At 36.3% G+C, this 14,897-nt stretch carries 13 protein-coding genes; 3 read left to right on the top strand and 10 right to left on the bottom strand.

Going from position 1 to position 14,897, the window contains the following annotated elements; genetic code table 11:
• Positions 1-166 precede the first annotated feature (166 nt).
• Positions 167-901 (top strand): metallophosphoesterase, encoded by a 735-nt coding sequence (locus tag C9J29_RS10485; protein ID WP_107922116.1) that lies wholly within the window; start codon positions 167-169, stop codon positions 899-901.
• Between the two features lie 16 nt (positions 902-917).
• On the opposite strand, the gene cyoE is transcribed toward C9J29_RS10485, so the two are convergent.
• The 5 genes from cyoE to C9J29_RS10460 form a co-directional block, all read right to left on the bottom strand.
• Positions 918-1,868 (bottom strand): heme o synthase, encoded by a 951-nt coding sequence (gene cyoE / locus C9J29_RS10480; RefSeq protein ID WP_036127120.1) that lies wholly within the window; start codon positions 1,866-1,868, stop codon positions 918-920.
• 280 nt (positions 1,869-2,148) lie between these two features.
• A complete protein-coding gene (locus tag C9J29_RS10475) occupies positions 2,149-2,799 on the bottom strand; it encodes an alpha/beta hydrolase (RefSeq protein ID WP_089986123.1) in 651 nt (216 codons plus the stop codon).
• Positions 2,800-2,838: 39 nt separating this feature from the next.
• Entirely contained in the window at positions 2,839-3,396 is a 558-nt protein-coding gene (locus C9J29_RS10470) for a hypothetical protein (RefSeq protein ID WP_008178366.1), read from the bottom strand.
• A 139-nt stretch (positions 3,397-3,535) separates the two neighbouring features.
• The gene (locus tag C9J29_RS10465; RefSeq protein ID WP_107922115.1) at positions 3,536-4,237 is read right to left on the bottom strand and encodes a tetratricopeptide repeat protein; all 702 of its coding nucleotides are present in this window, start codon (positions 4,235-4,237) and stop codon (positions 3,536-3,538) included.
• Between the two features lie 96 nt (positions 4,238-4,333).
• A complete protein-coding gene (locus C9J29_RS10460) occupies positions 4,334-4,813 on the bottom strand; it encodes a thioredoxin family protein (RefSeq protein WP_008178370.1) in 480 nt (159 codons plus the stop codon).
• A 193-nt stretch (positions 4,814-5,006) separates the two neighbouring features.
• Here C9J29_RS10460 and C9J29_RS10455 point away from each other — a divergent pair, with 193 nt between their 5' ends.
• Entirely contained in the window at positions 5,007-7,301 is a 2,295-nt protein-coding gene (locus tag C9J29_RS10455) for a YhgE/Pip domain-containing protein (protein WP_107922114.1), read from the top strand.
• Positions 7,302-7,381: 80 nt separating this feature from the next.
• On the top strand, positions 7,382-7,894 hold the full coding sequence (locus tag C9J29_RS10450; protein WP_008178374.1) for a PCYCGC motif-containing (lipo)protein: 513 nt from the start codon (positions 7,382-7,384) through the stop codon (positions 7,892-7,894).
• 185 nt (positions 7,895-8,079) lie between these two features.
• Here C9J29_RS10450 and C9J29_RS10440 read toward each other — a convergent pair whose 3' ends face one another.
• The 5 genes from C9J29_RS10440 to C9J29_RS10420 are packed head-to-tail and all read right to left on the bottom strand — an operon-like array spanning position 8,080 to position 14,714.
• A complete protein-coding gene (locus tag C9J29_RS10440) occupies positions 8,080-10,119 on the bottom strand; it encodes a cellulose biosynthesis cyclic di-GMP-binding regulatory protein BcsB (protein ID WP_107922112.1) in 2,040 nt (679 codons plus the stop codon).
• Complete coding sequence (locus tag C9J29_RS10435; protein WP_107922111.1) at positions 10,119-11,390, bottom strand: glycosyltransferase family 2 protein; 1,272 nt, start codon at positions 11,388-11,390, stop codon at positions 10,119-10,121. The genes C9J29_RS10440 and C9J29_RS10435 overlap by 1 nt, the downstream gene beginning before the upstream one ends.
• Positions 11,383-12,825 (bottom strand): polysaccharide deacetylase family protein, encoded by a 1,443-nt coding sequence (locus C9J29_RS10430; RefSeq protein ID WP_237068804.1) that lies wholly within the window; start codon positions 12,823-12,825, stop codon positions 11,383-11,385. The genes C9J29_RS10435 and C9J29_RS10430 overlap by 8 nt, the downstream gene beginning before the upstream one ends.
• Positions 12,815-13,672 (bottom strand): diguanylate cyclase domain-containing protein, encoded by an 858-nt coding sequence (locus tag C9J29_RS10425; RefSeq protein WP_008178382.1) that lies wholly within the window; start codon positions 13,670-13,672, stop codon positions 12,815-12,817. Before C9J29_RS10425 ends, C9J29_RS10430 begins: the two co-directional genes overlap by 11 nt.
• A complete protein-coding gene (locus tag C9J29_RS10420; RefSeq protein ID WP_237068803.1) occupies positions 13,653-14,714 on the bottom strand; it encodes a glycosyl hydrolase family 8 in 1,062 nt (353 codons plus the stop codon). The genes C9J29_RS10425 and C9J29_RS10420 overlap by 20 nt, the downstream gene beginning before the upstream one ends.
• Between the last annotated feature and the right edge of the window lie 183 nt (positions 14,715-14,897).

The following is a 14,897-nucleotide window of genomic DNA, read 5'->3' as shown; positions in this document are numbered from 1 at the left end:
TAGACAAATATATAAAGAAAAGAAATTACTTGTCATATGATAAAGAGAATGGATTCTGTGAAATTTCTATAAAGGATAGATAGTTGAAGCTAGGAAAGTCGAAATTTGCAGAAATATTTTCTATACTTAATAGTAACCGCTGTGATATTGGAAAGGATGCGCATAAATGAATCGAATTCTAGCAATAAGTGATATACACGGAGAATTAGCGCTTTTTGAAGAACTATTACTAAAAGCAAACTATAATCCAGATGAAGATCAACTTTTTTTACTCGGTGATTACATCGACAGAGGTCCAGCTTCAAGTGGTGTGTTAAATTTAGTGAGCGAATTACAAGGAAAAGGAGCACGAGTTCTCCTCGGCAACCATGAAGCCATCATGCTCAATGCATGCCGTTCTGGCCTTGCTAAACCATGGAACCATTGGGTAGGACTTTGTGGGGGGGATGCAACATTAGCAAGCTACGGCTACCAGCTGAACGATTTCGAGGATGCTATTGCTAGCCATACATTGCCTAGCTTTATAAAAACGTTGCCAAAGCTAGAAGAGCATTTACAATTAATTGAAAACTTCGAAACATACATTGAATTAGAGGATGCTATATTTGTACATGGTGGAGTTGTACCAGGCGTTGCGATGTCAGAAACAGACCCCATGCAATTAATATGGATCCGAGAAGAATTTCATGCAGGCTATCAAGGAGATAAAACCGTTATCTTTGGACATACACCTACGTATAGACTTCACCATAACCCAACTGATTACAGTGTCTACTTTGGTGAAAACAATATTATCGGTATTGATGGTGGTGCTGTATTTGGTGGACAATTACACGCATTCGAATGGCCAAGTCGTCAAATATTCTCAGTCGAACATAAAAAACCAACAAGTAACGATTAACTTGTTGGTTTTTCTATTAATATAACTTGAAGATAACACCTACTAAAGAGTACACAATAACTGTTGTGAATAATATGGTCATATGGAATAGTGAGAAAACAAACATTTTAGTAGCCCACTTCACTTGATCTTTATTACTATGGTAGCCATATATACTCATTACTAGCCATGCAATACTTAATAGTAATGCGACAAGCATAATTCCCACACTTAAGGAACCAAATAAAAAGCTTGATAGAATTAATAAAATTAAATAGAAATTTGTTTGATAATACGTACGGCGCATACCTTTAACAACAGGAAGCATTGGCACACTTGCCGCTTCATAATCTACACGTTTGCGGATTGCAATGGCATAAAAATGCGGCATTTGCCAAATAACCATCACAAAAAATAAACCAAGTATTGCAGGATGTGTAATATCTGTCGATACGGCAGACCAGCCAATTAATGGCGGTACTGCACCACTTATACTACCAATTTCTGTATTATAAATCGTACGACGTTTTGTCCACATTGTGTAAGGGACTACATATAAAAATACTCCTAGTAAACCAAATGCCGCTGCTAATGGTGACGCAAGCGCCAAGACGGCTAATCCGATAATTAACATAGCTATCGCTAATGATAGAGTCGATTTTGCTGACATTTCCCCAGTGACGGTCGGTCTACTTTGTGTACGAGGCATAATCGCATCGATATCACGGTCATACACATTATTAAAGGCCCCTGCTGCTCCAATGACAAGGGCAGAACCAACTGTTGAAAAAATCATTTCTGGTATATTGTCTATGAACGTCATTTTATTTTTGTACATCCCTAGCGTTAAACCAGCCCACATTGGTATTAAATTAGATTTGATAATTCCTGTTTTGACTGTTTGCGCTAAAATAGTAGAGCGAGACGATTTCCCTCGTGTTGTTCCGGAGGATTGCGGTTTATGCTCCGAGTTCAGATTTTGTTCCATTCATCTTAATTCCTTTTCTCCATAATTTCTGCACGCCACAATCGATAGAAAGCGACAAAATTTGCATCTAGCACATCAAATTATTATTTTACCCCTTTTAGTTCTGTTCTGTCTCTAAGTTCACATAAAGTACATGTTTTTATCTAGTAAAGTACGCTCATTCACAACATCTTCTATGATACCACCGACTGACATGAATTTGAACCTTCTTGCTCGATTCTTATCATTACTATTCAAGAAAAGTAAAAAGCCGAGGCGAATTTTGCCTCGGCTTCTATTATTAAAGATCTCCCTGAAGTTGCTGGGCCAAAAATGCCACTAAATCACGCATATTATCTGGTGTTACCCCATGTCCATCTGGATATTGCTTAAATGTCACAGTAGCCCCAAATTGTTCAAAAACCTCTTTGCTTTCCATTCCCCATTGTGATGGAATAACATAATCATAATCACCATGAGAAATAAAGGCTTGTAAATGTTCAACAGAGCGAATAGAATATTCCTCTGTTACAAATTTAGGTGTATAGCCGCTTAATGCGACAATGCCCGTCACTAAATTCCCCATTACAAAGGCCAGTGATTGTGCTAGTACGGCTCCCTGGCTAAAGCCTAATAAAAATACTTTATGGGGATCAACTTGATATTCGTCAATTGCCTCTAATATAAATCGTTGTAAAGCCACTAATACTTTATCGAAGATAGCACGATCCGGTTGCCCTACCTCTTGAATAGTGAAGAAAGCATAACCTGGTTTTTGTGTAATGGGTCCACGCAAACTAAATATATGACATTGTTCTTGAAAGTCCTGTACTAATTGTGGTAAGTCGTCTTCATTACTTCCCATACCATGCAATAAAAAAATAGCAGGGTATTTTTTTGTAGTGTCCATATTAGTAGGTGGTGTATGTTTAAAAGTAAATGGTGTATTCATGTCTTCAAATTCCTTTCACAGTCAATCTTTGTAACAAAGCTATAGTAATTTTGTTTTATTGATTAATCCATCTGTATGGTAAGCAATATACCCATTGACAACACGAATGGTCTCTAGTGGATCTGCGTCAAAAAGTATTTGTGATTGCTCAGGTGTGGACACCAGAACCGTTAATAAATCCATACGCATAGAATGCCCCGCAGAGCTATATGCATAGTCGTAGATGATCGCTTCCTCTGTCATGCCTTCTGTCTCATATTGTTGATGGAACAATTCCTTTACAGTATCCATTTGCTCTGCTACTTGTTGTCGGATACGCATCTGATGCATCAATAATTCCTCTTCTAAAGTTGAGGGCTTTACCCATTTTTTAGCGTTTAGCATGTTCAGGAATTCTTGTTCCCATGCCTGTTCATTCTCAGTAAAGTAGAGCATATTAATCATTAGCATATCCCAGAAATCAACAGCCGAAGTTGCTGAATTTCGTTGCATTGCTATAGTTTCTTTAAAATGTTCTTCTACCTTAGTAATATTCATATTGCGAACTAAATGATTACATACGTTTTCAATAAACTTATTTGCCACTTCTTGTGCCATAAAAAATCCGTCCTTTATATCTACAAATCATTTTTTTCTATCTTATCATACCATGATTGTGAAATATGGCAACGAAGCCCTCTCTATAGACATTTCACAAAAGGATGTCTCCTTTGTAAAGGAAGACATCCTGAATGAATTACGAGAAAACATAGCTATCCATAGTATCCAACGTATTTTGAATAGCATCTTTCAATGATCGTTGATGTTCACCACAGGAAACTACTGCCTCTTCCAAAGCGATTGCAGCATTCGCCATAAACGGTGCCATTTGCAAATCCTTGGCTAATTGAATAAGAACCAATGCCTTATTCCATTTCCAACGAGGGTTAGTTGGATCTAAATTGATCGCCTGCTCCAAATAACCAAGCGCATCAAAAGGCATCCAGCCAAAGCGATGCATTGTCTGGCCCGTCATTCCCCAGTAGACGGCCTTATTTGGATTTTCCTTAACGGCTTGTTGAAAGCAATGGACACTTTCATTGTATTGATGGGCGAATAAAAACAGCTCTCCTTGAGTAAAGAAGGATTGGGCTTTTTCATTACCTGTTCCTGTCTTTGCTACCTCTTTTAATTGCTTTATATTCATTGCAAATGCTTCTTCATCTTTGATCGCACGTATTCCTACAACCGCATCGGATTCTGGATAGCTTTCGTCCGCACGTTCTGCATGTTGTATTTCTCCATAAAGAGTCGGCTTTGGATAATGAGCGAAATCATACTCTTCTAATAAAATTATATATTTTTGCGCAAGGGCTAGTTCCTCTTCATTTGTCACCATTTTTGCAGTTTCATAGCATTTCATTAGCTCGCCATTGTAAAAAAAATCATCCATTGACATTTAAAAATCCCTCCAGTGTATAGCTATTCAGTCTTTTTAGTATACACTACAACATAAAAAGAGACTGATCAAAATGTTGATACAGTCTCCTTAGTATTATTTTTTTAACACTACCGTATTTAAGAAGTTGCGTAAGTCCTCTTCTTTTAGTGCCCCTACAAAACGGTTCACTTCTTTTCCATCTTCAAAACGGATAAACGTTGGTGTTGCTTCAATATGATATTTCTCCCATAAATCTTCATATTCATAGACATTCAATTGAGCAATGTCGACACCCAGTTCATCTGCAATTGGCATTAATTCAGGTGTAAATGCTTGACAGTGTACACAAATCGGGCTGAAGAAATACGCATTCACAGGTTCACCTGCTTTAATCTTTGCCTCTAATTCATCTGGTAACATAATGTTTTGATAGCTTTTGTCATCTAATTGATCAATTGTTTCTTGTTTCAGCTTTTTATCGCCATAAGGGTTGTTTGCGCTCTCTAGTTTACTTTTGTTTGAGACATTGGTAAGCACAATAATTGCTGCAAATAATACAACAATAACGGAACCAATAATTAATAATTTTTTCACTAGAATAGTGACCTCCTTTTTTACACTAAAATCCTAATTTTAGTGTATCCGGATTGATTATAAATTGTTTTGAAAACCTAGTAAACTAATTCGCCTTTAAAAAAAGATATTTCACATTTATAACATAATTTTAAGTATATTTGGGAACATACATATTGAGAGTTCATGCAAAATTTGAACGTGGGGTGATTATATGAAAAACTCGTTTCAGCATGTATTTCAAATTTATACGAAGGATATCCGGAACATTGTCACAAACTGGGTAGTAGCTATCATTGTGGGCGGATTGATTTTTCTTCCTTCACTTTACGCCTGGCTTAATATCTATGCCTCTATGGACCCATACGCCCACACATCCAATATGAAAATCGCTATTGTCAACGAGGATACTGGAACCACCGTTCGAAATGAAGCAATTAATGTTGGAAATGAAGTAATCGAGAATTTAAAAACGAATGAAAGCTTTACGTGGGAGCTTGAAAACGAACAGCAAGCCATGGAGCATTTGAAAAATGGAGATTATTTTGCCATGATCGTTATTCCCAATGACTTTTCGCAAAAGCTCACCTCCATTCTGACAGAGCAACCAACTAAAGCGCATATTGATTATTATGTAAATGAAAAAAAGAATCCGATTGCCCCTAAAATAACAAGTAAAGGAGCAAGTGTCCTTACCCAGCAGGTTTCTAGTGAATTTGTATCAACGGTCAACGGGACGCTATTCTCCATTTTTAATACTATTGGGCTTGAAATGGAACGTGAAATTCCTGACTTTCGAAAATTTGAAAACTATGTCTTTACTATAGAGCAGCATTTACCTGATATCAATTCATTTTTAGCACAGGCTTCTAGCCAAGCGAAGGATGCCGATCAATTACTCAATCGTGCGATCACACAAATTCCACAAGTAGAACAATTAACAACAAATGGTTTGACTACTATTCAAAAAGGTCTAACTCTTGTGAATGAAGCAGATGCTCTGTTTAATGAGCTATCTCCCCTTATTAAAAAGGATGTACAAACTGTCCAAAATATTGCGCAGCACTTCACAGATATTATGAATAAACTCAACAGCATTGATCTTGATTCAGCCTCTATCACCCAAACAAAAGAAGCATTAAAAAATCAATTGTCGACGTCCAAAGAAAACATAACGCATAGTATTCAAACACTTGAGGCGCTACAGAAGTTGATTCAAGCAGATACTTTAACCCGAAATCAGTTGCAGGATTCCTTAGATCGTATCATCGCATCTTTACAGCAAAGTAATGCCCAAGATAATGAACAAATTATTGAACAGCTTACAGCTATACGTGATGCCCTGCAAAATAATCCGACCTTTACCGATTCAACTTTAAACGCCCTAAAAGACTTGCAACAATTAAATACATTACATGCAGATATCCTTACAAAAATTGAACAATTACAGCCCATTGATAAAAACGTCATTCAACAAGATATTACAGCGATTCAAAACATCGCACAAAATGCTACGGCTAATTTACAAAAATTCTTGGTCTACTATAACGATAAATTGGAGCCACAAATTCGCTCAACATTGTCTAGTGCTAAAAGTACATTAACAAGTGCTTCTGCCATGTTGACGGATGTAAAACAATTCATACCTCAGGCAACAGATAAATTGACACAGGCAAAAAATACGTTAGGTACGGCTAATAATGCTCTCCAGAAAATCCAAAGCGAGTTCCCTACTCTAAGTACAAAAATCAAGGACCTAGCGAATAAACTTCGAACTTTAGAAAATGAAGCAGATATTTCAGAGATTGTGCAATTATTAAAGAATGATGTCAATGCCGAGCGTGATTTCTTTGAAGAGCCCATTAAACTAAAGGAACATCGAATATTCCCTATCGCCAACTACGGAACAGCGATGACACCATTTTACACAGTGCTATCCATTTGGGTCGGTTGTTTATTATTAATTTCACTATTATCCGTAAATCTTCATGAAAATTCACCTTATAGTATCCGTGAAATCTATTTTGGCCGCTTACTAACGTTTGCAACTTTTTCTATTATACAAACCCTCATCATTACGATCGGTGATACCTTTTTAGTTGACGGTTCTATTCAGGCGCCCGCTTACTTTATCTTGTTTGGACTTTTGATTAGCATAGTATTTGTAACCGTTGTGTATACGTTAGTCTCGGTCTTTGGAAATGTTGGAAAAGCTTTAGCGATTGTGATGCTTGTTTTACAAATTGCAGGCTCTGGTGGGACATATCCTGTGGAATTATTGCCAAAGTTCTTCCAAATCATTAACCCATTTTTGCCTTTTACGTATGCCATTGAAATGATGCGTGAGGCGGTTGGAGGCATTATCTGGTCAACTGTATGGGTAGATCTCCTCTTCTTAATTGGTTTCTGGTTCGTCTTTATCCTCTTTGGCTTTTTCTTAAAAAAGTTACTGAGCGAGAAAATAGAACATTTTATGAACAAAACACGCGGTTTAGATATATTTCATTGATTTTCAACTAGGCTCCATGTAAATGTTTATGAGAGCGATGTTATAATGGAAGTATTGTAAACATGTAGGAGGCGCTATTGTTGAAGAAAACGGTTTCTATTTTTATTGTTTTAGCGTTAATGTTATTAAGTGCGTGTGGAGAAAATAAGAAAAATGTTGAAAATGATCATGTAGCTACAGAAGGTGAAACTTCCCATGAAGGGGATAGTCATGCTTCAGGCGATATTCAGGAAGAAACAGCTTCAGCAAATGTTCTTCCAACGTTTTTAGAGGGTAAACAAGAAAATATTCGCTTGGTTTATCAAGTTGCTGGACAATCTACAGAAATTCTTGAATGGATGCCATGTTATTGTGGATGTGGCGAATCTTCTGGTCATAAAAGTAATTTAAACTGCTTTATTCAGGAAAAACGAGAGGATGGATCCATCGTCTGGGATGATCACGGTACTCGTTGTTTAGTCTGCTTAGAAATTGCTGTACAATCGGCTAAAATGCATCAGGATGGCAAGAGTCTAAAAGAAATTCGCCAAATCATTGATGAAACTTATAAAGAAGGCTATGCAAAACCAACACCAACTGATATGCCGGCATAAAAAAGCAAAATCCATCGAGAAGTTCATTCTCGATGGATTTTGTCATTTTTCCTTCTCTTTCATTTCCAATATTCGGTAAACCACTGTCAATCTCAATATAAGTTACCACATTGTAAAAAAAGACTGTAGGCAAACGGCAAACTCAACATTCAATGAGCTTGCCTACGCTTAACGCGACTTTGCTTTTATTGTTGCACTTGATTTTTCTTTCTTTTGCGAAGGATGACATATAGGATCACTGCAATGACAATTATTAATCCTATAAATTCGGCAATTAGGACCAATGAAATTTCACCTTTTTTATCTGTTTTCACATCAGTATTATTAACGTTTTGATCTACTGCTACGACAAATTGCCCCTCTTTTGTTTCAATTGCTGCACCTGCTTGTGAATCAGTCTCTTTCAAGTGTGCATAAAAGTCTCCTTTAATAGAGGCATTCTCAAACGATTGTATCCATAATAATGGCTGAGTGTTCTGCCAAAAGTTTTTAGTCATATAAGCATATTGACCAATTGCCTCAGGTAAAAAGCCTTGTTGAATTAGTTGTTCAGAAGAATTTGGAATTTGGCTAGCATTTTTGGATAGCCATTTCAGCTGCTTCATGTCTCCCATAAAAATGACCGCATGCTTTTGTAAAGCTTCTTCGGTGACATCTTTGTCCTTCATAAGTGTGATATTGGCCATTTTGCCATTCATCATTAATGCCTTATACATAGATAGCATCTTTACATCATCCATGCTTTCATTATTAGGAATCACCATTAATGTATGATCATGAAAGGAATTCGGAAAATCACGTAAAGTAAAGGTTGGTTCAGTGGCATCTTTAGTGATCGATAAAGAACTAGCACTATCTATATATAACCAATAACGTTCATTCGTTGTTTCACATGGGTCCTCTAATTGAAAGCCTGTTACTTCAAATTGAATATCTGTCATAGATTGTTGATTAAGAACATTAGTTTGAATAGGTAGTAAAGCCTCATACATATCTGTAGTAGTTTGCTTTAGCTTTCGTAAATCTACCGAATGTGGGACATTATTGATATAGGCAATCAATTCAAGTTTTCGATCATCATCATGATTGTCTGGTATACTAGCTGATTTCTTTAACACTAATCGCATGACCGCTTCCTTATTGGCCTCTAATTGTGGCAAGGACACATAATAATGTGGGGTCATAGTTAATTGGCTAGACAAGGTTTGGTTTTCAAAGCCAAACTGCTGAAAGGAAATGGTTGAATCTGAAGTACTGTCTATTTTGGGTAAATCTTTAATGGCTAATGTATTTCCTATTAATTGCCCGGATAATCTAGATTCTGTTAAAAAGGATAATCGTTCCTCAATCGCTTTCCCATTCGTTGAAGTCACAGCTAAAATAGGTACCCGTTGATTTGAATCTGTATTTAGTAATTCCTGCATAGATAATGTCATGGCGTCGTCACTAACATTGATTTTATCTAATACATTTTTGAATAAGCTTGTACTAAATTCCTTTTGTGCACCTATGATAACAATAGGCCCAGACACTTGATTGACCGCATCTTCACGTTTAATCTGAACATTTGTATCACCATGCTCTGATAAATAAGCAGAGAGCTGGTATCCACTGTTTAAAGTTGCTTCAGAAGCTTGCTTTGGTAAAATAACTGTTGTTGCATATCCCTCATAACTCAAAAATGCAGTTGGATAACTAGTTAATGTCCATGCTTGGCTCTCCTCGCTAAAAGCTGACATGGAAGATAGTATATCGATACGTAACCAATTACCAGCATTACCAGGTGGCACACAAATACCTTCTTTTAGAATTCCATAAAAACTTGCAGTAATCTTGTGAGTCCCTTTTAATAAAGCCTCTTTTGGAAGATTAACGACTATCGTTTGCTTAAGTAAATCTGCTTTCAATGGCACCGTTTTGACCGCTACATCATCCACTTTCACGGTAAACGAGGATGGTGCTATAAGTAGCTCTGAATGTTGAATTTGAAAAGTAGCTTGCTGGCCATTTTGTTGCACATCATCTACTAGATTATAATAAAAATCTCTTGATGAGGATGGACCCTGTAATTCAATTGGCTGTGATAATAAAGGCTTGTTTTGCTTTTGATTGCCTTCTATCGCCATTGTTTTATCATCTACGGTAATGGTAGCCGCAACAGCGTCATTTGTAATACATAAAAAGCCTATAAAAAATAAAAGTATAGAGAAAAATTTGGCTCTCATTATTCCGCTCCTTTATCTGTTTGCTTTGAAAATCGTTCTGTTTTATACCATTGCACTTCTTGCCCAGTAAACATGCGCTTTATTTCTAAAAATAATGACCATACGACTAGTACAATCCACATTTGGGAATACGTAAAATACATAAGAATGACATATAAGAAATTCTTTCTATTCATTTCAGTTTTTTCAATACTTAAGGTAATCATTACTTCTCCTAAGAATAGTAAAAAGGCTAAAACCCATAAAACAAGGGCAATATCGCCAACGGTCAAACCAATGTCATAAAATAAATTAATAATAAATAAAGCATTGGATAAAATAACGCCAAAGAAAAATAAGAAATACGTAAAGAAGAAGTAAAATAAATCAAATATAATACTTTTTCTTTTTAAGGTGAAAAATTGACTTAAAAACTTCAGAACTACATATTGATTGCCCCTTGCCCATCTTGTTCGTTGTTTCCACCAAACTTTTAATGTCTCGGGCTCCTGCTCCCAAGTAATAGCCTTTGGGAAAAATCGAATATGATAGCCTAAGTTATAAACACGGATAGTCAGCTCTGTGTCCTCTGCTAATGCTTTTACATCCCATCCACCTAACTGCTCTAAAACTGTACGGCGAATGGCAAAATTAGTACCAGGAATGGTTGCTACCTTAAACCATTTCCAACGACCACCCTGAGCCATCCACTGGAAGCAAATCGTTTCTATATTAATAAACCTTGTCAACCAAGTTTCAGTCGCATTAATGACGCGAAACTTCCCTACAGTGGCCGCAGCTTTTGGGTCATTTATGAGACCCATTACTAAGTACCAAACTGCCATTTTTTCAGGTGTATTATCTGCATCATAGACCACTACAATGTCCCCTGTAGAATCAGCTAACGCAGAGTTTAATGCCGAAGATTTGCCCTTCCCTTTGTTAGGCTCCACGGTTTCAATCACTCGAATAAATGGAAATTTTTCAGCATACTGCTTGGCGATATCACCAGTTTCATCAGAGGAATTATCATTAATGATAATCACCTCTAATTTATCTTTAGGATAATACAAACGAGACATAGCCCGTAAAGTCTGCTCAATTACGAGTGCTTCATTATGAGCTGGTATAAAAACACTGACAGAGGGTACATGAGTCATTTTTTTAGACCACTCATCGATTGGTTTTTCAAATGAACGGAAATGTAAATAGCCCCCCTCCATTAAAAACATGTGGTAGAGCAGCATAATCCAAATGAGGAAAAGTGAAATAAAAAATAATAGATTAGCCATTTGTCTTCCTCTCCTCAAATAATCTCTTACGCAATGTAATTCGTAATCGTAAGGTACTTATAAAAAATAATGTAACAAACAAGGATACAACAAAGACAAGGATCCATAATATTAATTCGAATGGCCGTTCATCAAATGAAATTTTTAAACGTTCTTTTTTAGAAAAAGATAAGTCAATGGTCTGTTCACCATCTTTATGTTGGACGATGGAAACATTCTCTGACTTTACTTGTTGGTTTGTTTGTCGGAAATTCATGAGTTCTATTTGCGGATGTCTTTTTAGCACATCAACAAGTTCTTGAGCATAAGAAGAATTTACATAAGCAGGATATTGAATACCGATAATGGAACTAGGAACCTGTAATAAAAAGTCTATTTTTCGTTTGACAGTATATAAAGGATTGCTGTCTGTATCAGGAATGATCCCTACCGTCATTGGATAGATGGTGCGGTTGTCCATTTTTGTGATATATAATGATGAACTATCTTCCGGGATACTCCCTTTAAATAAGCTATTCTCATCACGGCTTATAGATGGATAAATATTCCGTAATGCTAAATAATCAAGATTCTTTTCAGGTGAAGTAGTGGAAGAAAGGATAAATGGATAACCTTCATTTTGTAGCTTTTGCAAATAACTTAATAATTTTTTATTATCATGTAAGTAATATATATTTTTTTCATATTCATCCAATAATATAGGTGTTACTTCAAGTGCAATCGGCACCCTATTTTTAGTGAATGCCTTCACTACCTTTTCTAACTTTCCCACATCTGTTTTCATATTAATATCTGATACAACAATAAAAGCTGGATGTGACTGAGGCTTGGGTAATTGCAATAAATCGCCCATGAGGGTAGGCCATTGATATTGTAAGGTTCCTCTATTCACAAAATCTCCGATATACGACCAATTGTTCTTTTTAACAACAAAAGGATAGGATTCATTCATCGAGGAGGCTCTTTTCAAGACTTCGAAATCAGCAGATGGTAATACACTTTTCCATCTTACAGGGTTGTCTAAACTTTCTTCCCCAATTGTTCGAAGCTCAATTATTTGACCTTGCTGCCATTTAGCAAATGGGCTGAATTGCAGAGCATTTTCACCAATCAAAATCGCAGAACCTTGAAAATGATTCACAGCAGCTAAAGCCTTCTCAGGAATAACTGTTGGATACGCGTTAAAAATAACAATCCGTTTATAACGTTGCAGCATCTGCTCTTCTATTTCTTCAATCGCTAAAACATCCACGGACGTATATACTTGAAGCATCTCTTGCAATGCTATAACATCACCATTTGGTTGCTGAGTACTTGTGACAAAGATTAATGCTATGTCTTTGTCATCTTGTGCAGCAAATGCTGTCTCACTTGATATGAAAGTATAAAAACAAAGCATTCCAATGGCGAACCATAAGTTGTATTTAGAGCGCACTTGTTTTCATCTCTCTTTCCAATTCTGTTAAAAGCTCATCAAATGTTGTTTCCATCAATGGTCGATAGGTCATAAAGCTTGTTTTATAATTGAGTGTGACCCATTTGCCATTGACCAATTGATGATTTTTTAATGCTTGATCTAGTTTGTCATAAATGACTTCCATATGCTGGTCTGTTGTATCGATTAGCAACAACCCTATATGATTTTCACGAAACCGAAACTTTTTATCCGTTTGTCTGACCGTTTGTTGAATTCGTTGGGAAAGCTGTTGCCATAAATGCTGTACCTCTTTTGCACCATACAGCTTTTGGAATTTATCATAATTTTCAAGCTTTAAAACCATAAAAACAAAAGTATGTTTATGTCGGTCTGCCCTACGCATTTCTTCATTGACGCTTATACGCATTCTCGTTTCATTATCAAATCCTGTTTCCACATCAATGGCTACATAATTTCTAACATCCTCTTGCAGTTTTTTTAAATAGTTTCCCTGTTCACTCATTAATTCATGCACCTTTCCAGCACAAAGAATGAGGATCAATAGTAGAATCCCGTAGGCGAAAAACATTTGCATGGAAAAAGTAGGATTTAGAAAAATTACAGCTCCTGCTATTCCTGTATATAGTAATGTCGAGCCTGTAATAAAAATAAAGACGAGGCTACTCACAAGACCAAATACTGTCCCTCTCCAAAGTGTAAGTACGATGAGAATCATTAAAAAGGAGTACAATAATAAGCCTTCAGCATCCTGACGGAGTAAAAAATAAGCTGGTAATTGTAACAATAAAATAAGTAATATTCCATAACCCAAAATAGCTTTATTTCTATTTATTGTGGTACGCATTTTCTACCTCCCTTTCTGCTAATAGTGGTAGTAAATTATCAAAACTATGCGTTGACTTTGTATGTTTATCGACATAGCCTGATGAAGGATCTTTTAGAGCTGTCATCTTTTCCATGAATTGCTGAGCTAATTGCTGTTCGTTTAATGCCAGCATATATCTTGCTGCCATGGCATAAACAGCTGGCGATTCAAAGTTAACGGTCGGTTGATTCGTTTGGGCACTGTAACGACCATAGAGTGTACCGTCTCTCTTCAAAAGGTTTAATAGCCAGTTTTTAAATGGCATTGTGTCCCCATCCATCGAAGCAAGATGATAGGCCGTATATAATTGATCGATCATGTGCAATTCCTCGTCGAACACGTAGCTTTTAGTGGCAAGGTCAAAATATTTTGGGAAAAATCCTGCCTCAGCTATTGGGGCATTTTGTAAAATGTCTAACTGATGTTGAACTTGTTGCTGGGATAATAGACCATGCTGCTCCATTTCATAAAAAGCAGATGGCATAATATAGCTCATGGTTAAAGCTGTTGATTTATCATGGCTATTAACATCGACATAATCGACAAACAGTTCTTGATTCATCCCATACTGAATCAAATTATCTCCAATTTGTTTACCCAATTGTTCATAATCTGAATCATGCCATTTCTCACTGGCATCCAGTAAAACACGGATGATACGTAAATCATCAATCAGTGCATTGACAGAAGCTTTTTTAGTACCATCTAATCGCCAAACAATAAAGTCGTTTGACAAAAAATACGATTTCAAGACATCGACTTGTTCATCAAAACGTGCCTGATCATCTTTTTCTACTAGATAGGCAAGCCATAAACCAACCGATTCAGATAAAAACACATCCTTTTGGGTATCTATATCTGTGCGTAATAAACCTTTTCCATTCATTAAATCTTCGATGACAAATTGTTCCGTCGGTGAAGTAGCAGGCACTTTTTGTAACGCTACCTCTTTTTCTGTACAGCATATTAAAAGAAAAACAACACTAACTATTAACAAAAACCATTTAAAATTTTTTATCATCGTCATCTTCCTCATTAATAGTTATTTTTCTATTATGAAATCCCGATTTTATATTATAGTATACAATAATTAGAAAGGCTAAGCTTTTATATGAGTAGAGTCATACTTTAAATATTTTTTATAAAAAAAGATGCCCAAAAAAGGTCTATAGACCCATCAGGCATCCCGGATTTATTCTATAAA

It is taken from the genome of Lysinibacillus fusiformis, from assembly GCF_003049525.1.
In the GTDB taxonomy this organism is placed as follows: Bacteria; Bacillota; Bacilli; order Bacillales_A; family Planococcaceae; genus Lysinibacillus; species Lysinibacillus fusiformis.
The sequence above is the reverse complement of the archived record's forward strand: the minus strand, read 5'-3'. Positions and strand labels throughout refer to the sequence as shown.